This is a genomic window from Actinoplanes sp. DH11, from assembly GCF_020873875.1.
In the GTDB taxonomy this organism is placed as follows: Bacteria; Actinomycetota; Actinomycetes; order Mycobacteriales; family Micromonosporaceae; genus Actinoplanes.
Genome location: NZ_JAHWGU010000005.1, coordinates 1 through 20,863, shown reverse-complemented (window position 1 = coordinate 20,863; position 20,863 = coordinate 1). Strand labels below are relative to the sequence as shown.

Annotated in this window: 15 protein-coding genes and 1 pseudogene; 10 read left to right on the top strand and 6 right to left on the bottom strand. The window is 71.2% G+C overall.

Annotated features, from left to right (window positions below; translation table 11 throughout):
• Positions 1 to 10 precede the first annotated feature (10 nt).
• On the bottom strand, positions 11 to 2,386 hold the full coding sequence (locus LPA41_RS08930) for an FAD-dependent oxidoreductase (protein WP_229069499.1): 2,376 nt from the start codon (positions 2,384 to 2,386) through the stop codon (positions 11 to 13).
• 321 nt (positions 2,387 to 2,707) lie between these two features.
• Here LPA41_RS08930 and LPA41_RS08925 point away from each other — a divergent pair, with 321 nt between their 5' ends.
• From LPA41_RS08925 to LPA41_RS08910, 4 genes and pseudogenes are all read left to right on the top strand, one after another.
• Entirely contained in the window at positions 2,708 to 3,511 is an 804-nt protein-coding gene (locus tag LPA41_RS08925) for a glycerophosphodiester phosphodiesterase (protein WP_229069497.1), read from the top strand.
• Positions 3,512 to 3,906: 395 nt separating this feature from the next.
• Positions 3,907 to 4,452: pseudogene (locus LPA41_RS08920) on the top strand (Pecanex-like protein 1); the annotation flags it as partial.
• A 985-nt stretch (positions 4,453 to 5,437) separates the two neighbouring features.
• Positions 5,438 to 6,277, top strand: coding sequence for a siderophore-interacting protein (locus tag LPA41_RS08915; RefSeq protein WP_229069494.1), 840 nt, complete (start codon positions 5,438 to 5,440; stop codon positions 6,275 to 6,277).
• A 71-nt stretch (positions 6,278 to 6,348) separates the two neighbouring features.
• A complete protein-coding gene (locus tag LPA41_RS08910) occupies positions 6,349 to 7,545 on the top strand; it encodes an MFS transporter (protein WP_229069493.1) in 1,197 nt (398 codons plus the stop codon).
• 12 nt (positions 7,546 to 7,557) lie between these two features.
• Here LPA41_RS08910 and LPA41_RS08905 read toward each other — a convergent pair whose 3' ends face one another.
• Positions 7,558 to 8,196, bottom strand: coding sequence for a 4'-phosphopantetheinyl transferase superfamily protein (locus LPA41_RS08905; RefSeq protein WP_229069492.1), 639 nt, complete (start codon positions 8,194 to 8,196; stop codon positions 7,558 to 7,560).
• 200 nt (positions 8,197 to 8,396) lie between these two features.
• Here LPA41_RS08905 and LPA41_RS08900 point away from each other — a divergent pair, with 200 nt between their 5' ends.
• The 3 genes from LPA41_RS08900 (at position 8,397) to LPA41_RS08890 (ending at position 12,404) form a co-directional block, all read left to right on the top strand.
• Complete coding sequence (locus LPA41_RS08900; RefSeq protein ID WP_229069491.1) at positions 8,397 to 10,835, top strand: glycogen/starch/alpha-glucan phosphorylase; 2,439 nt, start codon at positions 8,397 to 8,399, stop codon at positions 10,833 to 10,835.
• Positions 10,836 to 11,004: 169 nt separating this feature from the next.
• Positions 11,005 to 11,511, top strand: a complete 507-nt coding sequence (locus LPA41_RS08895; protein WP_229069490.1) for a SigE family RNA polymerase sigma factor — start codon at positions 11,005 to 11,007, stop codon at positions 11,509 to 11,511.
• Positions 11,508 to 12,404 carry a hypothetical protein gene (locus tag LPA41_RS08890; RefSeq protein WP_229069489.1) on the top strand — a complete coding sequence of 299 codons (897 nt, stop codon included), beginning with the start codon at positions 11,508 to 11,510 and terminating at the stop codon, positions 12,402 to 12,404. Before LPA41_RS08895 ends, LPA41_RS08890 begins: the two co-directional genes overlap by 4 nt.
• 4 nt (positions 12,405 to 12,408) lie before the next feature.
• On the opposite strand, the gene LPA41_RS08885 is transcribed toward LPA41_RS08890, so the two are convergent.
• The 4 genes from LPA41_RS08885 to LPA41_RS08870 form a co-directional block, all read right to left on the bottom strand.
• Positions 12,409 to 13,890 (bottom strand): RICIN domain-containing protein, encoded by a 1,482-nt coding sequence (locus tag LPA41_RS08885; protein WP_229069488.1) that lies wholly within the window; start codon positions 13,888 to 13,890, stop codon positions 12,409 to 12,411.
• A complete protein-coding gene (locus LPA41_RS08880) occupies positions 13,890 to 14,507 on the bottom strand; it encodes a type II secretion system protein J (RefSeq protein WP_229069487.1) in 618 nt (205 codons plus the stop codon). Before LPA41_RS08880 ends, LPA41_RS08885 begins: the two co-directional genes overlap by 1 nt.
• The gene (locus LPA41_RS08875; RefSeq protein WP_229069486.1) at positions 14,507 to 16,219 is read right to left on the bottom strand and encodes an Ig domain-containing protein; all 1,713 of its coding nucleotides are present in this window, start codon (positions 16,217 to 16,219) and stop codon (positions 14,507 to 14,509) included. Before LPA41_RS08875 ends, LPA41_RS08880 begins: the two co-directional genes overlap by 1 nt.
• A gap of 190 nt (positions 16,220 to 16,409) precedes the next feature.
• The gene (locus LPA41_RS08870) at positions 16,410 to 17,402 is read right to left on the bottom strand and encodes a polyprenyl synthetase family protein (RefSeq protein WP_229069485.1); all 993 of its coding nucleotides are present in this window, start codon (positions 17,400 to 17,402) and stop codon (positions 16,410 to 16,412) included.
• A gap of 86 nt (positions 17,403 to 17,488) precedes the next feature.
• Between LPA41_RS08870 and LPA41_RS08865 the strand changes: the two genes are divergently transcribed.
• From LPA41_RS08865 to LPA41_RS08855, 3 genes are all read left to right on the top strand, one after another.
• Positions 17,489 to 18,649, top strand: a complete 1,161-nt coding sequence (locus LPA41_RS08865) for an acyl-CoA dehydrogenase family protein (protein WP_229069484.1) — start codon at positions 17,489 to 17,491, stop codon at positions 18,647 to 18,649.
• Positions 18,650 to 18,736: 87 nt separating this feature from the next.
• Positions 18,737 to 20,026, top strand: coding sequence for a VWA domain-containing protein (locus LPA41_RS08860; RefSeq protein WP_229069483.1), 1,290 nt, complete (start codon positions 18,737 to 18,739; stop codon positions 20,024 to 20,026).
• Positions 20,026 to 20,784 (top strand): peptidase, encoded by a 759-nt coding sequence (locus tag LPA41_RS08855; protein WP_229069482.1) that lies wholly within the window; start codon positions 20,026 to 20,028, stop codon positions 20,782 to 20,784. Before LPA41_RS08860 ends, LPA41_RS08855 begins: the two co-directional genes overlap by 1 nt.
• The last annotated feature ends 79 nt before the right edge of the window (positions 20,785 to 20,863 follow it).

Genomic DNA, 20,863 nt, shown 5'->3' with positions numbered 1-20,863 from the left:
ATCGGGCTCCTTACTGACGCCGGTGGCGCTCCTGCTCAGGATCGTGCAGCGGCTCCGCGGCGACGGTGGCGAGAAGCCTGCGATCGAAGTATCCGATCTCCACCTGTGCGCCCGGCACGGCGAGGGCGGCCGGCAGCCACGCGAGCGCGACCGGGGCGCCGGCCGTCCAGCCGTACGCGGCACTCGTCACGTGGCCCACCGCGAACCCACCGGCGTAGACGGGTTCGCCGCCCACCGGCACCGCACCGGTGTCGTCCACGCGCAGACAGGTCAGGCTCCGGTCCGGCGGTCGCGGACCGGACCGCAGGCCGGCCTGGACCGGATCGTCCTCGCAGCTCAGATCGACACCCCAGCGCCGCCGGCCGTGCTCGATCCGCAGGCTTTCGTAGGCGAGCCAGCCGGCCGCGACTAGTCCCGTCTCCCGGCCGGCCTCCCACAGCGTGTCCCAGAGGCGTAACCCGTACTGCGCCTCGGTGCTGATCTCCCATCCCGGTTCGCCGACGGCGGAGATCCGCAGCATCGTCACCGGCACCATGCCGACATGCCCCTCCACCGCGTCCCCGCCCGGTCCGCCCGCCGGCTCCGGCGCGCCCGGAGCCGGCCGCCCCGGCAGTCCCGCGCCCACCCCCGGCGGCGCCGCCGGTCCCGGCCCGAGCAGGGGCCCGAGCAGTTCGCCGGCGCGCGGCCCCCACAGGCCGACCGCGCACGTGCCGCCGGTGACGTCCCGGACCTGGACGCCGGTCGGCGCCCGCCGCAGCAGCAGGTCCGTGTCGAGCGGACCACCCGCACCGATCAGAAAACGCTCCGCGGCCAGCCGGGCGACGGTGAGGTCGGCCCGGACCCCGCCGGCCGGATCGAGCAGCAGGACATGCGCGACGGTGCCGACCGGCCGGTCGGCGTCGCTGCCGATCATCGCGGACACGGCGGCGGCCGGGCCGGTCACGACGATCCGGGTCTGCGGTGTCAGATCGTGGAGGGCGACGCGCTTGCGGGTCTGCCGAGCCTCGGTGCCGGCGATCGGCGACCAGTGCCGCCCCGACCACTCGTCCGGCTGCGGGGCCTCGCCGGGTGACGGATTGGACGCGTACCACAGGGGCCGCTCCCAGCCCGCCGCCTCGCCGAAGACCGCGCCCAGCTCGGCCTGCCGCGGATGGAACGGGCTGAGCCGCAGGTTGCGCACCGGGGCCGGGTCGAGCGGGTGGCGGATGCCGCAGCTCGTCGCGTAGCCGCGGATCGCGCGCCGCCGCACGTAGGCCGGGGTGAGCTGTGCGGCGTCGAACCGGTTCAGGTCGCACTCGTGCAGGTCGATGCCGGGGTAACCGTCGACGAGCCACTCCGCGAGAGCCTTCGCGGCACCGGCCGAGCAGTCCACGCCGACGGCCTCGGCGACCCAGAGACCACGCAGGTCACGGGCCTCGCCGAGCAGCGGGAACCCGTCAGCGGTGACCGAGAGGACCCCGTTGAAGGCCTCCTCCAGGGCGGTACGCCGCAGGCCGGGGAGCAGTTCTGCCGCTGCCGCCCAGGACTGTTTGAACGTGTCGGGCGTGAACGGCAGCATCGCCGGGTGCGCGTCGCCGGGCAGGTCGGCGAGGCGTACCGGAATCGGCTCGTGCAGGTGGGAGCCGATGCCGAGCCGGTCGCCGTAGGACCGGAAGTAGAGACCGCGGTCCGGGTGCCGCAGAATCGGCAGCCGTTCGGTGGCACCGGCGCCGGCGGTCCGGGCGTACTGGTGGGCCATCGGCAGCAACGGGATCGGCACCCCGGCCGGTTCGCCGATCGCCGGACCCCAGAATCCGGCACAGCTGACCACCACATCGGCCGGATGGGTGGCGTCCGCGCTGCGCACCCCGGCGACCTGGCCGCCCTGCCGGTCGATGCCGATCACCCGTTCGTTGCCGATGAACCGGGCGCCGCGCCGGGCCGCCCGCGCCGCCTGCGCCTCCGCGGCCCGCAGCACCGCGACGATCCCGTCACCGGGAACGTGCAGGCCGCCGAGGACGCGTTCCGTCGCCAGCAGCGGGAAGAGCGTGTGGCAGGCGTCCGGGCCGAGCACCGCCGAGGCGATCCCCCAGGATTGACCGAACCCGAACCGCCGGTGCAGTTCGGCGAGCCGCTCCGGGGTGGTGGCCACCTCGAGGCTGCCGACCGGGACGAAACAGCCGAGCCCGGTGTACTTCTCGGCGGTGTACCGGGCCAGCCGGGACAGGGTGCGCGACGGGCTGGTCTGCGCGACCAGGCCGGCCGAGTGCGAACTGGAGCCGCCGGTGGCGAAGAGCGGGCCCTGCTCCAGCACGGTGACGTCGGTCCAGCCACGACCGGTCAGTTCGTCGGCGAGGGCACAACCGACGATGCCCGCCCCGATGATCACCACTTTCGGCCCCGGCATCTAGCCGACCGCCGGGGCGCCGGCTTCGACGACAACCGCCGGGCCGCGGGCTTCGGTGACGACCGCCGGGGTCACGGCCGCGCCGGTGCCGGTCGCGCGGACCAGCGCAGGCGGGGCCAGCGCGGAATGATCCGCAGCCGGGCCCGCGGACGCGCCCCGAACCGCCGGGTGACGCTGCGGCGCTTGATCGTGCTCCGGCGCACATTCGTTCTCACCGTTGCCTACCTCCCTCCGGCACGCTGTGCTGGCGGATGCTGCGCTTCGCCCAACAGGATCTTCAGGTGAGTGGTGCGGGTCAATGGGCCGTTGAGTCTTTTACCGATGCGCAACAAAGGCCGCCATACTGCTGGCGTGGATCACCCCTTCCTCGACGCGCCGCAACCGATCGCCTTCGCGCACCGCGGTGGTGCCGCGGGCGGCGACGCGGCAGGCCCGGAGAACACGGCGGCGGCCTTCGAGCGGGCGGTCAAGCTGGGTTATCGGTACGTGGAGACGGACGTGCACGCCACCGCCGACGGGGTGCCGGTCGTGATCCACGATCCGGCGCTGGACCGGGTGGCCGGCCGGGCCGGCCGGATCGCCGCGCTCAGCTGGGCGGACCTCGCCACGGTCCGGGTCGGTGGCGCGGCAGCGGTCCCCCGGCTGGACGAGATCCTTCACGCGTGGCCGGAGATCCGGTTCAACGTGGACGTGAAGGCCGACACGGCCGTGGAACCGGCGGTCGCGGCGGTACGCCGTACCGGTGCCGGGGACCGGGTGCTGCTCGCCTCGTTCAGCGACCGGCGGCTGGCCCGGGTCCGCGCGCTCGCCGGGCCGCGGGTGGCGACGTCACTCGGCATGGGCGAGGTGGCCCGGCTCCGGATCGCGTCGGTGCCCGGTCTCCGGTTGCGCCCGCCGACGTCCGCCGTCGCCGCCCAGATCCCGGTGCGGCACGGTCCGGTGACAGTTCTCACCCCACGATTTCTCGCCTATCTGCACCGGCTGGGTCTGGCCGTTCACGTGTGGACGATCGACGATCCGGAACAGATGAATACGCTGCTCGACATGGGCGTCGACGGCATCATGACAGATCGCATCGACGTACTCCGGAACGTATTCGAGGCGCGCGGGCTCTGGTCACGGTGAGGCTTGACCCGCTCACCGGGCGGTCATGTACTGTCCCTGGTCAGGGGAGTTCGCGCCAGATCGCGTGAACCGGCGACATCATCCGAACGGATGATGCCGGGGGTTCAAGAATGGACCCATATTTTTTCTTTAAGTTCGGCATAAGAATCGCTCAAGTTTCTGCGCGGAATTGATTTCTGTGAAAGCGCCTCTTAACGTGCTGGGCGTCGGCGCTGTCACCGGCGCCGCGAATCCGCCGAACTCGGGGAAAAGAAGGTCACCTCATGCGACGCACCCGGCTCCTGGCCGCCGGAGCAGTTCTCGCCGCGGCCGGCGGTGTCATCGGCTTCACGCAGCTCTCCTACGCCGAGGACACCCCCACAGCGAGCGGCGAGAGCGGCGCCGGCAAGGTGGTGGGCAACAACCTGACCATCCTGACCGACACCTGTGTGGACAGCACCCTGGAGCCGCACGACGGCTTCCAGAAGGGCAACCGGTGCGTCTCGACCGAGTTCGGTGAGGTCGGCGCGGCCGGGAACAACCCGACCCTGCTGATCACCGAGGCCCCTCGCACCGTCGAGCCGGGCACCCCGTTCACGCTGCGGGTGAGCACGCGCAACCTGATCCGGGACCGGTTCCTCGCGGCCGGCCAGGGCGGGTACTACGTGGAGAGCAGCGTCCTGCAGAACGGCCTGGTGCGCGGCCACTTCCACACCGCGTGCCGGATGCTGACCAGCACCGACGAGGCGCCCGCGCCGGAGCCGGTGCCGGCGTTCTTCGTCGCCACCGAGGACAGCCGGGGCGGCTCCGAGCCGGACACCGTGACGATCCAGGTGCCGGGGCTGCCGGAGGAGGGCACCGCACAGTGCTCGTCGTGGGCCGGTGACGGCTCGCACCGCATCCCGATGATGGAGCGCGCCAACCAGACGCCCGCCCTGGACTCGGTCCGGATCACGGTCGGCGCCGGCGGCGGCGACAACGGGGGCGGCGGCAACAACGACGGCGGGGGGAACAACGCTGGCGGGGGCAACAACGCCGGCGGGGGCAACAACGACGGCGGCGGCAACAACGCTGGTGGCGGCAACACCGGCGGCGGGAACGACACCAACAGCGGCGGCGTGAAGCCGACCAAGCCCACGAAGCCGGCCGCGACGGCCACCGCGAAGCCGAACAGCACCACCACGCCGCGCACGAACTCGACGACGCGACCGGCACAGACCGGCACCAACGACGACGACGTGAACTCGAACAACAACGGTGGCGGCAACAGCACCGAGGACAACAGCACCGAGGACAACGGCACCGACGAGAACAGCACCGAGGGCACCGGCTCGCAGGACAACGGCTCCCAGGACAACGGCGCCGAGCAGAGCGACAGCGGCACGGGCAGCGGTTCGCAGGGCAGCGGCTCCGAGGAGAACGACACGGAGCAGGCGGCCACGCCGAAGTCCACGAAGACCGCCAAGCCCGCGGCGACCGAGCAGGCCGCCGAGCAGGCCGGCGAGGACGACAACGCGGCCGCGGTGATCGACGACGGGGCGCCCGACGAGATCGAGTACGTGCCGGCGGACACCAACCCGCAGGCCGAGCCGCCCGCGAAGCAGGACAGCGGCCCGATCAGCCTGATCGCCAACAACATCGTCTGGGTGGGCGGCGGCGCCGTGCTCCTGCTGGCCTCCCTGATCGTGGTGGCCCTGCTCCGCAACCGGCCCCGCAAGACCTGGCGCTGACCATCGGCAGAACCGCTCGACGCGGGTAGCCGAGCATCGAACGAGTAGGTGGGCCGGGATCTCCCGGCCCACCTTTCGGGTACCGGGACATCGGCCGCCCGCATCGACGGGCGAAATTACCCGGCGGCGATCCGGTAGATCAGGGTGAATGAGGGTAGCCTTACCTGCCGAGATCGTCCCACCGGTGGTCTCATCCCACTGGCAGTGAGGTGCAGTCATGGCTACCAGACCAGCGCGGCCGGCCCACGAGGGCGTGGTCACCCGGGTCGAACAGCTGACCCCGCACATGGTGCGTGTCGTGGTCGGCGGTGAGGGCCTGCGTCGCATCGACGCCGGGCAGTTCACCGACCACTACATCAAGGTGCTCTTCCCGCAGGCCGGCGTCGACTACCCGGCGACGTTCGACCTCGGCACGATCCGGGAGACGATGCCGTCCGACGCCTGGCCCGCGGTGCGGACGTACACGGTTCGCAAGTGGCTGCCCGAGATCCCCGAGATGTGGGTCGACTTCGTGGTGCACGGTGACGCCGGCGTGGCGGGCCCCTGGGCGGCGCAGGCCAAGCCCGGCGACCCGTTCCGGTTCATGGGTCCCGGCGGGGCCTACGCGCCGAGCCCGGACGCCGACTGGCATCTGCTCGCCGGCGACGAGAGCGCGCTACCGGCGATCGCGGCCGCGCTGGAGGGCATGCCCGAGGGGATCCCGGTGCGGGCGTTCCTCGAGGTGGAGAGCGCGGACGAGGAGCAGAAGCTGTCCGCTCCGGCCGACGCCGACATCACCTGGCTGCACCGCGGATCCCGCCCGGTCGGTGTGCTGCTCTGCGACGCGGTGCGCAACGCGACGTTCCCGGCGGGCCGGGCGCAGGCGTTCGTGCACGGCGAGGCGAACCTGGTCCGTGACCTGCGCGGCCACCTGCGCCGGGACCGCGGGCTGACGATGGACCAGCTGTCCATCTCGGGCTACTGGCGCAACGGGATGAACGAGGACGGCTGGCAGACCAGCAAGCGCGAGTTCAACGAGCAGACCGAGCGGGAGCAGGAGACGCCCGCCACGGTGTAAGTGGCGGGCGGCCGATGTGACCGTACGCACCTGACCGGGCAACCACGTCTGAGCAGGGCCATGATGGTTCGGTGGCAATTCTTGAGGATCGGGCCCGGGTGGTCTCGCGCCGCCAGGGCCGACTGTTCACCCTGACGGCTCTGCTGCTGGCGGCGGTGAACCTGCGGCTCGCGGTCACCAGCGTCGGCCCGGTGCTCACCGAACTCCGGGCCGGTCTCGGCATGTCGACGACGGTGGCGGGGCTGCTGACGTCCGTACCCGTCGTGTGTTTCGCCGCCATCGGCCTGGCCGCGCCGCGCCTGGCCCGGCGGGTCGGCGCCCCGCGCGTGATCCTCGGCGGCCTGATGCTGCTCGCCGTCGGCCTCGCGGTGCGCCCCTTCGCCGGCGGCCCGGCGGTGTTCCTGCTGCTCAGTGCGGTGGCGCTGGCCGGCATCGCGCTTGTCAACGTGCTGCTGCCGTCGATCGTCAAGGACCACTTCCCGGGCCAGGTCGGCACCGTGACCGGCCTCTACACGGTGGCGCTCAACGTGGGTGCCACCACGGCCGCCGCCGCGACCGTGCCGCTGACCGGCGCGTTCGGCGACGACTGGCGCCTCGGCCTGGCCTGCTGGGCCCTCGCCGCGCTCGTCGCGCTCCCGCCGTGGCTGATGATGGCGCGGGACCGGTCGAACGTCCGGGATCAGGGCCAGGTCCACCCTTCGGTACGCGTGACGCGTAACCCGGTCGCCTGGGCGCTCGCCGTCTACTTCGGCATGCAGTCGACCGCCGCCTACGTGATCATCGGCTGGTTGCCGCAGATCTACCGGGACGCCGGCATCTCGGCCGGTACGGCCGGCGTCCTCTTCGCGGTCACCTCGTTCCTCGGCGTGCCCCTGGGTTTCGGGCTCTCCGCGCTCGCCGGCCGGGTCCGCAGTCAGAGCCTGATCGCGCTGGTGCTGGGGGTGTTCGGTGCCGCCGGCTGGGCCGGGCTGTTCTGGTCCCCGACCGCGGCGCCGTGGCTGTGGGCCGCGCTGCTGGGCGTGGCGAACACCGCGTTCCCCCTGGTCCTCACCATGATCGCGTTGCGCGGCAGCAACCCGGCCGTGGTGGTCAAGCTGTCCGCCTTCGCGCAGGGCGTCGGCTACCTGATCGCCATCCCGGGTCCGATCCTGATCGGCGCGCTGCACGACGCGACGGAGAGCTGGCGGCTGCCGCTGGCGCTGATGGCGGCCCTGACCGTCCCGCAGATCGTGGCGGGCCTCTACGCCGGCCGCAACCGCCAGATCTGACCCTCCTGACCGTCAGGCGTCCACCAGCACCGCGGTGACCACCAGGCCGTGGTCGACGAGCCACCGGCCGTGCAGGTGCGGCAGCGGAGAGTCGATCCGGATGCGCGCCGTGAACGTGCGGCCGGCCGGGTCGATGAGCAGGTCGGCATCGTCGAAGCCCAGCCAGCGGCCGGTCAGCGGGAACCAGGCCTTGTAGACCGACTCCTTGGCGCTGAACAGCAGCCGGTCCCAGTGCACCGCCGGGTGGTCGCGGCGCAGGCCGGCCAGGTGGTCCCGGTCCTCGGCCGTCGTCACGGCCGGCAGCACCCGGTCCGGCAGGGGCGCGTGCGGTTCGGCGTCCACGCCGACGGCCCGCACGTCGGCGGCGGCGGCGACCGCGGCGGCCCGGTATCCGGTGCAGTGCGTGATGCTTCCGACCACCCCCGCCGGCCAGAGCGGCTCGCGGCGGCCGCCGGAGCGGATCGCCACCGGTGGGTGACCGAGCTGGGCGAGCGCCTCGCGGGCGCACCGGCGGGCCGTGACGAACTCGCGGCGCCGGCCGGGCACCGCCGCCCCGATCAAATCCTCCTCGCCGGGGAAGCAGGGCTCGGACGGGTCGTCGGTGAAGGCCTCGGCGGTCCGCACCGGTGGCGGCAGCAACAGGTCGAGCACGGGCAGAAGTGTGCCACCGACCGGCGCGCCGGGTGATCGGGGCCGCGCCCGGACTGTTGACGCGGGCGGATTGTTGACGCGCCCGGATTGTTGACGATGCCGTGCGCGAAAGGGCCGATGACGGCTTTCGGCCGAACGGGGACCGAACCGGGAACCGGAACACCGAGCCGGAGGAAACCGGAACGCGGCACAATGGCGGCATGGATCTTCGACAGGGCATCGGTCTGCGCAAACTGGGCAAGACCGCCGATGAGTTCCAGCAGGACCTGTTGAGCAATCTCTACTTCCGGCGTGGCACCACGGTCGAGTCGGCGAGCGCGCGGGACGCGTACGAGACGTTGTCCCTGACCGTTCGTGATCACCTTGCCGAGCGCCGGGCGCGGACCGCCGCCGCGCACTACGCCAGCAACCCCCGCTGGGTCTACTACCTCTCCGCCGAGTACCTGCTCGGCGCGCAGCTCGAGCAGAACCTCCTCTACTCCGGCACCGGCGAGATCGCCGCTCAGGCGGTCAAGTCGCTCGGCCGCACACTGGAGGAGCTCGAGGAACTCGATGTGGAACCGGGCCTCGGCAACGGCGGTCTCGGCCGGCTCGCCGCCTGCCTGGTCGACTCGATGGCAACCCGGGACATCCCGGCGGTGGGCTACGGCATCCGCTACGACTTCGGCATCTTCAAACAGTCGCTGGACGAGGGATTCCAGGCCGAACGCCCGGACGACTGGGCGTTCCAGGGCAACCCGTGGGAGTTCCCGGCGCCGGACGACCGGCAGACGGTCGGCTTCTACGGCCACACCGAGCCGGTGCCCGGGTCGCCGGACCGCAAGCGCTGGATCCCCGGTGAGATCGTCCTCGGCGAGCCCAGCCACATGCTGGTTCCCGGGTACGGCACGGAGACGGTGAACATCGTCCGGCTGTGGCGGGCCCGGGGCAGCGAGGCCTCGTTCGACCTGAGCCGCTTCTCCGCCGGGCAGTACGCGGAGGCCGTCCAGGAAGCGGTCCGCGCCGAGAACATCAGCAAGGTCCTCTACCCCGACGACAGCACCGAACTGGGCCGGGAGCTGCGGCTCAAGCAGCAGTACTTCCTGGTCTCCTGCTCGCTGCGGGACATCGTCCGCCGGTTCCGGCTGCGCAACTCCGACTGGGACGACTTCGCCGAGAAGACCGTCATCCAGCTCAACGACACCCATCCGACGATCGCCATCCCGGAGCTGATGCGCCTGCTCGTCGACGAGTACGAGCTGGACTGGGACCGCGCCTGGTCGATCACCCGGCGGACGTTCGCGTACACCTGCCACACCCTGCTGCCGGAGGCGCTGGAGACCTGGCCGGTGCACGTCTTCGAGCGGCTGCTACCCCGGCACCTGGAGATCATTTACCTGATCAACATGCTGTTCCTGCGCGAGGTCGAGGAACGGTTCCCCGGCGACGTGGACCGGGTACGCCGGATGTCGATCATCGGGGAGCAGCCGGAGCGCCGGGTCCGGATGGCGAACCTCGCGGTGGTCGGCACCGAGGCCGTCAACGGCGTCGCCGAACTGCATTCGAAGCTGCTGCGCGAGACCGTGCTCAACGACTTCGCCGACCTGTGGCCGGCGAAGTTCCAGAACGTCACGAACGGCATCTCACCGCGCCGCTTCGTCAAGCTGGCGAACCCGCGCCTCGCCGACCTGATCACCGAGAGTCTCGGCGACGACGGCTGGCTGAGCGACCTGGAACGGCTCGCCGAACTCGAGGCGTTCGCGGACGACGCGTCGTTCCGGGAACGCTGGCGGGCGATCAAGCGGGCCAACAAGGTCGACCTCGCCGTCGGCGACCCCGACTCGATGCACGACGTCATGATCAAGCGCTTCCACGAGTACAAGCGCCAGCAGCTCAAACTGCTGCACATCATCACGCTCTACCACCGCATCCGGGACAACCCGGGCGCCGGCTGGGTGCCGCGGACGGTGCTCTTCGCCGGCAAGGCGGCGCCGGCCTACCACGCGGCGAAGAACATCATCCACCTGATCAACGCGGTCGCCGCCACGATCGCGGCGGATCCGGTCGTCTCGCCGTACCTGAAGGTGGTCTTCACCGAGAACTACAACGTCACGCTCGCCGAACGCATCATCCCGGCCGCCGATCTCAGCGAGCAGATCTCGCTCGCCGGCAAGGAGGCCTCCGGCACAGGCAACATGAAGCTGGCACTCAACGGCGCGCTCACCATCGGCACGCTGGACGGCGCGAACATCGAAATCCTGGCCCGGGTCGGCGAGGAGAACTTCTTCCTCTTCGGCCTGGACGCGTTCGAGGCCGCCGAACGGCAGCTCGCCGGTCACCGGCCCGGCGAGTTCTACGACCGCGACCCGGAACTGCGCGCCGCGATCGACGCCATCAACGCGGGCACCTTCGGCGGCATCGGCCACGACGTGGCGGGCTCCCTGCTCGGCCGCGACGAATACCTCACACTCGCCGACTACCGCGCCTACCTCGACTGCCAGGACGCCGTCGATAGGGCCTGGCGCGACGAGGACCGATGGACCCGCATGTCGATCATCAACACCGCGCACAACGGCTTCTTCTCCGCCGACCGCACCGTCGCCGACTACGCCGCCCGCATCTGGCGAGTCGCGCCGGTCCGGGTTCCCAAGGACTCCTAGAAGGGGTACGCCTCCGGCAGGGCTGCGCGACCGGCGAGTGGTCGCGCAGCCCGGTGCCCAGCCCCACCGAGCTGATATCCCCGTCTCACCTTCTTGCCTTCCGGCCGTTCCGATCTCTACCGTCTCCCGGTCCGGGACGGATGCTCGCACGGGTCAGGAAGGGGTGCCGATGCGCGACGAGGCCTTCCACGCGTACTTCGAGCGGCACCACGCGTCGCTGTCCCGCCTGGCGTACCTGATGACCGGTGAGCCCGACGTCGCCGACGACCTCGCCGCGGACGCGCTCACCGAGTGCTGGCGGCACTGGGACCGGGTGACCGCCGCCGACGACCCGGCCGCGTACGGTCACGGCATCCTGATGAACCTGGCCCGCAACTGGGTCCGCCGCCGGGGCCGGGAGCGGCTGCTGTCGTTCGAGTCGTTGCGGCGTACCCGGGAGAGCGACGTCTCCGCCGTTCTCGACGTCCGCGGCGCCCTGCGCCGTCTGCCTCACCGCCGGCGGGCCTGCGTCGTCCTGCGGTACGCCTTCGACCTGCCGGAACGGGAGGTGGCCGCGATCCTCGGCATCTCCGTCGGCGCCGTGAAGAGTGCCACCTCGCGCGGCGCGAAGCAGCTGGCCGGGCTGCTCGACGGCGGCGGCGTGGCATCGATCGACGGCTGGGAGGCGGCGCGATGAGGCTCTCCGACGACGAACTGCGCGCGGCCCTGCGTGCCGAGGCGGCCGGCCACCGGCCGGACCGGGAGGCGATGCTCGACCGGATCGCCATGGCCGCGACGTCCGCGCCGGTGACCCGCCGCGCGCCCCGCCGTGGACCTCGCACCCGGATGGCTGCCGCGGCGGCCACGGTCGCGGCCCTGCTCGCCGGTGGCGGTGTCGCCAACTGGGCGCTGGCCGGCAGCAACGACGCCCCGCCGCCGGACCCGGCGCCCGCCGTCACCTCGCCGGCACCCGGCGGAACCTCCTCGCCCGGCAGTGCCGCGCCCGCCCGGCCGACCGGCACGTCGCCGGCACCGGCCTCGCCCTCGACCGGTCGCGAACCGGCCCGGTCCGCCGCGCCGGTCTCGCCACCGGCCGCATCCTCGTCGCCGGCCGCACCGTCCTCGCCGGCGGCACCGGGCTCGGCGGCACCGGGCTCGGCGGCACCGGGCTCGGCGGCACCGGCCAAGGGGCAGCCCGGCAACACCCGGGTCGAGCAGGGCCCGCTCTGGTCGGACGGCTCGATCGACCCGGACACCGGCGACACCCAGGGCGCGTCGGTCGTCACCCTCAAGACCACCGAGACCCTCACCGCTCTCGACGTGGTGATCCGGGTGGCCCGTACCGAAGGGCTGGTCTCCCGGGGCGGCACCAAGCGGACCCCTGGCGCCGCCGTCACGACGTCGGTCACCGAGACGCCGGGCGCGCTGCTCTACCGGTTCACGCTCGCCTCGGCGGACAGTCTCGCGCCGGGCACCTACACGTTCACCGCCAAGTACGCGCATCCGCCGGGCGGCCGGGACGCGGGCGGTGACACGTACGAGGCGGTGGCCGGCCCGCTGGACGTCTACGGCAACTTCTACCCGGGCTGAACCCTCACTTCTCCTCGACGCCGCTGATCGGTGTCAGCTTGTTGATGTTGGGTGGGGCGTTCCACTTCTGCAGTTCGGACTTGCTGCACACGGCCACCTTCACCTTGCTGGTGCCGTCGCCGTGCACATCCTTGACCGGCGCGTTCAGGTCCGTCGGCTGCAAGCAGAACCCCTTGCTGTCCACGATGCGGTAGCTGGTGGCGTAGACACCGGTGTCGTGGAAGACGGTCCACTGGATGTCGGCCGCGGTGCGGGTGCCGCACGACGTCGTCGTGACGTACGGCTTGCCGCTGACCGAGAGAGGCGACCGCAGGCAGTACGTGACGCCGCTCTTGGTGACCTCGATGGTGCCGGTCTTGGAGGTGGCCGGCGCCACCGGGGACGGATGCACCCAGATCTGGTTCCAGTCGATCTTGGCGTCCGGCGCCTGCTTGCAGAACCACGCGATCATGTACGACGAACCGGGCTGCTGGTCCGTCACGTCGAGACAGCGGCTGAACTGGGCGAAGTTGACGAGCTGATTGGTCCGCTCGCCGGCCATCCCGGCGCCGACCGAGGCGTCGGAGCGCCAGACGTTCTGCGTCCCGCTGATGGTGCAGGTGTTGAGGACGACCGGGCTGCCCGCGGTGTTCGGCGTGGTGACGTAGACGCAGAAGTTCTCGACCTTCACATCCGGGCTGGTGGAGTGGAACCGGCTGTTGCCGTCGAGACTCCACTGGTAGACCGGCGTCGGCTTGGTGGCCGTCGGATCCGGGCACTTCTGGAACACCACGGCCGAGTTGGTCTTGTGGGTGTCGCCGGCGTGCAGGCACATGCCCCGGCTGTCGTTCGACGGCGCCTCAGAGTTGATCAGCTTGAGGTAGAGCTGCTCGGTGTAGCCGAACAGCTGCGAACTGCGGCCGTCGCAGAGCTGCATGACAAGGGGCGCGCCCGCCGCCGGCGGCACCGACCGGGAGTCCATGCACCACTTGTTGGCGGGCGAACTGACCTTTATCGCGCCGCCCGGGATGTTGTCGTTCTCGTTCCAGAACGTGTAGGTCGCGGTCACCGTCCGGCTGTTGCCGGAGGTGCTCGTCCCCGTCGACACCACCGAGGCGCTGTAGGGCAACTCGGTGAGCGGGTCGCAGGCCAGCACCTTGCCGTCCGCGTCCCGGTAGGTGACCGTCACGTTGTAGAGCAGCTTCTCGCCGGTGCCGTCGACACCGGCGTCACCGCTGAAGTTGCAGGTCGGCATGTCCTCGAGCCGGCCGAGCACGTCCTTGTCGGTGACCTCGGAGGCAGCACGGACCCGGGCCATCACCACGTCCAGCCCGATCTGCGCGCCGTTGAGCGAGCCACTGCGATCGGTGAAGCTGCGGGTGTAGTCGACCTGCCGGATGATCAGCGGCAGCAGGGCGGCCGACAGCGCCATCCCGATCGTGATGATGAGCATCGCCATCGGCAGGGACCCGCGGTCGTCGCCGGGCGGCCGGAAGAACGGTTTCATCAGGTCGGCCTCGCCTCACTGCAGTTGTTGGTCGTGGCGGTGTCCCGGCTGGTGTTCTGCGCGGTGAAGACGGAGTCGAACGGCAGCGTGACAGTCCCGATCTTGACGTTGAACAGCAGCCGGACCTGCTGGAAGTCGAGCTCGTAGTTGGCGCCCATGCCGGTGCCCGGACTGGCCGAGGCGTACGGCTGGGCCCCGATCGGGTAGAGGACGAACGGTTTGCGGTTGTCGATCAGCGTGACCCCGTTGGCGATGGCGGTCGCCGGCCCACTCGTGGCGACCGCCGGGTCCCAGGCGGCAAGCGTCAGAATCTGCCCGGTCAGCACGAGCTGCCGGCACCCGGACGGGATGGCGTACTCCAGGTACCACGACCCGTCGACCTGTCCGGGCTCGGCGACCCAGGTCGCATAGCGCAACTCCCGGTCCAGGCGCCGGAACGTGTTGTCGAGCTGGTCGCGAGCCTCGGCGGTGTTGTCGATCTGCTTCGTGCCGGAGTAGATCTCGACCGTGGCGCCCACCAGGACAAGCGTCACGACCGACATGATCGCCGTGGTGACCAGGACCTCGATCAGGGAGTACCCCCGGTCGTCGGCCGGGCGGACGCGAGCCTGGCGCATCAGGAGACCGTCCAGACGAAGGTGATCGTGGTGGTCTGCGGCAGCGGGAGCTTGCTGTCCGCCGTGGCGGTCACCAGGTAGGCGCCGGCTTCGGTGGGCGTACCAGTGATCGCGTCCTTGCCGTTGTTGACCTTCAGACCCGGAGGCAGGCCGGTCACGGTGAACGAGACGTTCCGCAGCAGCAGCAGATCGGCGTTCGTCGTCAGCGGCAGGTTCACCGCGTCGCCGACCGCCGACTGCTGGTCCGGCGTGCTCACGTTCGGCGACGTGAACGTCAGCGTGGTCGCCGCCTCCACCACCAGCTGGTAGCCGGCCGTGACCGGACCGCCGGCACCGTCGCTGACACTGATCACCGGCGTGTACGTGCCGGCCAGCAGCGGCGTGCCGGACACGACTCCGGTACGCCCGTCGATCGTCACACCGGCCGGCAGACCGGTCGCGGTGTACGCGTACGCCCCGTCACCGCCCTTGGCCACCGCCGTCCCGGACGCCGCCGCACCCAGCACGACCTTCTGGTTCGCCGGAGCAGTGAGCGTCAGCGGCTCGTAGACGGTGTGCTGGAACGTCTTGGTGTCCCGGATGCCGTTGGCGTCCTCGACCGTGACGGTGATCGGATAGGTGCCCAGCGCGGGCAGCGTGCCGGTGATCGTGCCGTCGGTGGCGATCTCCAGTCCGTCCGGCAGCTGAGCGGCCGTGAACACGTACTTCTTGACCCCACCCGTCGCCGTCACCTGGTACTTGACCGGCTGGTTCAGGTAGCTCCCCGCATTGTCAGGTATCACCACCGCCGGCGGTGCCACCACCTTCCACGTGATCTTCTGCTCGGCCCACCACCCGCGTTTGTCGGTGACCCGGACGACGTTGCTCGAGTCCGGGACCAGCGCGGTCGGCGCCCCGGTCACGTAACCGCCGGGCGTCATCGCGAGCCAGGACGGCAGCGGCGCCGGCCAGCTCGGGCTGACCCCGAACACGTTCGGCAGCTGGCCGTAGTCGGCGTCGATCCGCTGCGTGACCGGGTGGCCCACGTAGAAGGTCATCTCGGTGGTCACCAGCTTCGGGTAGGCGGCCTTGGAACCGAACGTCGGCTCGGCCGCCTCGGAGATCAGGGTGGACGCGATGTGACTGCACCGGCCCGCCGTACAGGCCTTGTTCGGCCAGCTGACCAGGACGACCACCCGGAAGTACTTGAGGATCTCGGCGGTGTTGGACGGCGGCGTGCCGACGCCGGGGTTGACGCAGTCGTCGTTGCGCATGAAGTAGACGTCGCACCGGCCGACCAGGATGTTGCGATCGAACGTGACGCTGCCGACCGTGACCTTCTGGGGTTCCGTCGAGATCGCCGCCTCGGCGCCCAGCAGGGAACCGGGGTCCTTGCGCACGATCTCGGGATCCGCCTCGAGCGCCATGCTGTCCAGGTAGGGCTTCATCTTCTTCGCGAACGGCCCCTGCCGCACCGCGTCCCACTGGGCCTTCGACTTCGCCGGCCCGCGACCGGCGAGCAGCGAACTGCCTTCGAGCGCACGCACCTGCTCGATGGCGCTCGCCGCGACCTGCACGGCTTGGCGCTGATCACGCTGGTTGGCGACGACGAGGGTGCCGTTGATGAAGAAGGCTCCCAGCCCGGCCATGGCGACGCTCACGACGGCCAGCGCCACGACGAGCTCGATGAGGGTGGCACCCTCGTCCCCCCGACGTGCGGCCGGTCTGCGCATCTCGTCCCCGTTCGTCTCCGATCCCCCGCGGGGCAGATGACTGCCCTCATAGGGACTGATCGGCAGAACGGCCGGGAACAGAAGACTCTCGCGCCGACCTTTCTCAGCGACGCGCGCCACACCGGGTCCGGTTCAGCCCGTCCGCGAGCCTCGGGCCGTCCGCCGGCCTCAGCCCGTCCTCGGGCCCGGCTCAGCCCGTCCGGTCCGCGATGTAGTGGGAGAGGGCGTCGAGCGTCCGGCGCGGCGCGCCGTCCGGCAACCGCGCGGCGTGCCGGCGGGCCTGTTCGGTGTACTGGTGCACGGTCTCCCGGGCCTGCTTCAGCGCGGCCGACTCGCGGAGCAGGTGCAGGGCCTCGGCATGCCGTTCGTCGTCGGTGAGCGGGCCGGCCGAGAGCAGCTCCTTGAGCCGCCGCGAGTCCGGGCCGGTGTCGCCGGCCGCGAGCGCGTAGAACATCGGCAGCGTCGGCACGCCCTCCCGCAGGTCGGTGCCGGGCATCTTGCCCGACTGCGCCGACTCGGAGGCGATGTCGAGCAGGTCGTCGGAGAGCTGGAAGGCGATGCCGATCGAGGTGCCGAACTCCTCCAGGGCCGAGACCTGGTCGCCCGGCAGCCCGGCGACCATGCCGCCGAGCCGGGCCGACGTGGCGATCAGCGACGCGGTCTTGTCCTCGATGACGCGCAGGTGGTGCCGGATCGGGTCGGCGCCACGCGGGCCGACGGTCTCGGCGAGCTGCCCGCGGACCAGCTGCGCCAAGGTCCGGGCCTGCAGCCGTACCGCCTCCTCACCCAACCCGGCGGCGATCGCCGCCGCCCGGGCCAGCAGCCAGTCACCCACGTAGACCGCAATCGAATTGGTCCAGCGCGAGTTGGCGCTCGCCGCACCCCGGCGCATCGCCGCCTCGTCCATCACGTCGTCGTGGTAGAGGGTGGCGAGGTGGGTCAGCTCCATGACCACCGCGGAGGAGACGGCCGCGGCCCGGTCACCGTCGCCGAACTCGGCGCACAGCGCCACCACCAGCGGGCGGAACCGCTTGCCGCCGGCCTCGACGAGATGGGCGGCGACCTCAGTGACCAGCGGGTCGGTGCTGACCACCGAGGTACGCAGGTCCGACTCCACGGTCTGCAGAAAACCGGCGATCGAGTCACGTACCACCGGGTCGATGAGGTCGTTCACCACCGTCATGATCTTGAGGCTAGATCATCCGGCTGGGAGGACGCTGATCCGGCGTTCGGGGCACAATCGCTGCAACCGCGTCCACTGGAGGATCCATGACCGACCAGCTTGATCTGCTCGACATCTCCGGTCTGCTCAGCGACGAGGAACGGCAGATCCAGGAGACGGTACGCCGGTTCGTGGCCGACCGGGTCCGCCCGCACGTCGCCGAGTGGTTCGAGGCCGGCACCTTCCCCCGCGAACTCGCCGGTGAACTCGGCAAGCTGGGCCTGCTCGGCATGCATCTCGACGGGTACGGCTGTGCCGGGACGAGCGCTGTCGCGTACGGCCTGGCCTGCCTCGAACTGGAAGCCGGCGACTCCGGGCTGCGCAGTTTCGTCTCCGTGCAGGGCTCCCTCGCCATGTACTCCATCCACCGGTACGGCTCGGCGGAACAGAAGGAGGAATGGCTGCCCCGGATGGCCACCGGCGAGGCGATCGGCTGCTTCGGGCTCACCGAACCCGACTTCGGCAGCGACCCGGCCGGCATGCGCACCCGGGCGGTGCGCGACGGCGACGACTGGATCCTCAACGGCAGCAAGATGTGGATCACCAACGGCAGCATCGCGGACGTCGCGACCGTGTGGGCGCAGACCGAGGACGGCATCCGCGGCTTCCTGGTCCCCGCCGGCACCCCCGGGTTCACCAGCCGCACCGTCAAGCAGAAACTCTCCCTGCGCGCCTCGATCACCGGTGAGCTGGCCTTCGACGACGTCCGTCTGCCGGACTCCGCCCGCCTGCCCGAAGCCCGCGGCCTCGGCGCACCGCTGGGCTGCCTCAACGAGGCCCGGTTCGGCATCATCTTCGGCTCGGCCGGCGCCGCCCGCGACAGCCTGCGGGCCGCGCTCGACTACGCCACCACCCGGATCCAGTTCGGCAAGCCGATCGGCGCTTTCCAGCTCACCCAGGAAAAACTGGCGAACATGGCGGTCGACCTGAACACCGCCCTGCTGCTGGCCCTGCACCTGGGCCGGCTCAAGGACGCCGGCGCGATCAAGCCGCACCAGGTGAGCATGGGCAAGCTCAACAACGTCCGGACCGCGCTGGCGATCGCCCGGGAGTGCCGCACGATCCTCGGCGGCAGCGGGATCACGCTGGAGTACTCCCCGTTGCGGCACGCCAACAACCTGGAGTCGGTGCTGACCTACGAGGGCACCTCCGAAATACACACCCTGGTCATCGGCCAGACGCTGACCGGGCTCTCCGCCTTCCGCTGACCGGCGCCCCTCCCCGCACGCCGCCTCCTCGCGCGGGCGGGGAGGCGGTACCCGTACGGTGAAGGGTGGTGTTTATGATCTTGCCGCGTGGTCCACAAGAAACTGTCCATAGTGGCAGCAATAGGATTGATCGCCGCATCCGCGCTGCTCGGCGCGGCCCCGGCCGGCGCCGACGAGGTGCCTGAGACCCAGGTCGAACCACCGCGCGTGGAGCTCGTGCTCGACGTCAGCGGATCCATGCGGGCCGACGACATCGACGGGGCCACCCGGATCTCGGTGGCGAAACAGGCCTTCAACGACGTCGTCGACGCACTCCCGGAGACCACCCAGCTGGGCATCCGGGTGCTGGGAGCGACGTACGGCGGCGACAACAAGAAAGTGGGTTGCAAGGACACCCAGCAGATCGTCGAGGTCGGCCCGGTCAACCGGGTCGCGGCCAAGAACGCGATCGCCACGCTGAAACCTACCGGGTTCACGCCGATCGGGCTGGCACTGCGGAAGGCGGCCGAGGACCTCGGCGACACCGGCTCGGCACGGCGGATCGTCCTGATCACCGACGGCGAGGACACGTGTACGCCGCCGGACCCCTGCACCGTCGCCCGGGAACTCGCCGCGCAGGGCACCAGCCTCGTCGTGGACACCCTCGGCCTCACCCCGGACGAGAAGACCCGCAAACAGCTGGTCTGCATCTCCACGGCGACCGGTGGCACGTACGCCGCCGCGCAGAACGGCGAGGAACTGACCGACCGGATCCAGCAACTCGTCGACCGGGCCGCCCTGCCGCCGCCGGTGCAGCCGGCCGCCGTCGAAGGCGCCGAGGACTGCACGAAAGCGCCGCTGCTCGCCGCCGGGGTCTACACCGACCGGGAGCTGATCTCCGAGCACCGGTACTACCGGGTCGCCGTCGCGCCCGGCCAGGAACTCCGCGCGTCGGTGAGCATCGCGCTGGACCGGGAACTGAACCGGGACTACGGGGTGCTGCTGAAGGCGGCCACCGCGGGCGGACGTGAACTGGTGCGCGGCGTCGACGCCGGCAGCGGGCGCGCCGACGTGCTCTCCACCGGTCTGCGCTGGTCCCGCGCCGAACCCTCCGACGAGGACGAGGACGCCGAGGACGCCGAGGACGCGGCAGTCGTCCCGGAACCCGAGGTCTGCCTGATCGTCAGCAACTCGTTCGCCTCGAGGACCGCTGCCGGCGCCCCCGGCATGCCGCTCGAACTCAGCGTGGACCTGGTCGAGGCCTCCGACACCCCGGACGCACCCGGCCTGGGCCGCGGCTGGTTGCTGCTTCTCGTGCTCGCCGTCGCGGGCCTCGTCGCCGGTGTACTCGCCGGCTGGCTGACCCGCTGGTGGGTCGCCACCTGGAGGGAGAACTGATGCATCGCGTACGGCATCTCGCCGCGACCGCAGGCGCCCTCGGCGCCGCCACCCTGTCCCTCGCCGCGGCACCGTCCCCGGCGCCGGGCGTCAGCAGCGCCGGCACGTCGTTCCTCACCGCGGCCGCCATCGCACCGGACCAGCCGGCCCGGGTCAAAGCCGTCACCGGCGACTACCTGTACTGGTCGTTCAGCGCCGAAGCCGGCCAGAACCCCACCGTCGCCGCCACCGTGGCGCTGCCCGCCGCCGCCGACCGCAGCGGCGGCCAGTCCTGGACGATCGAGGTGTTCGACGGTCTGCGCCGCCGCCAGGCCTGCGTGGACGGCGAACAGAGCCCGGTCGCGTCGGCCACCGAGACGACGCTGACGCTGGGCTGCCGGATCCGGCAGGTCCGCTCCTGGGCCGAACCGTGGGACGGCGACCCGCTGCCCGGGACCTACTACGTGCGGCTCGCCAGCACCGACCTCCCGGAAGCAGACCTGGGCCTGCCGATCCAGGTCGACCTCACCCTCACCGCGCCGACCGGCGACACCGGCGCCGACCAGGGCGAACTGAAGGCGGCCCTGGTCCCGAACAACCGCCCGGGCGAGATCCTGACGGCGAACCCGGTGCCCTCCCCCTCAACCGAGCCCGCCACCTTCTCCGCCAACTGGCTGCCGGACTTCTCCTCCCGCTGGCTCTGGACGATCACCGGCGGCATCCTGGCCGCCACAGCAGGCCTGATCGGCTTCTCCTGGACCCGCCGCCGCCGCCCCTAACCCCCACCCCACACAAACCACCCCAAAGCGCCGCGTGCGACAGCCCCCCAGCTCCGCACGCGGCCTACCCCCACCGCCC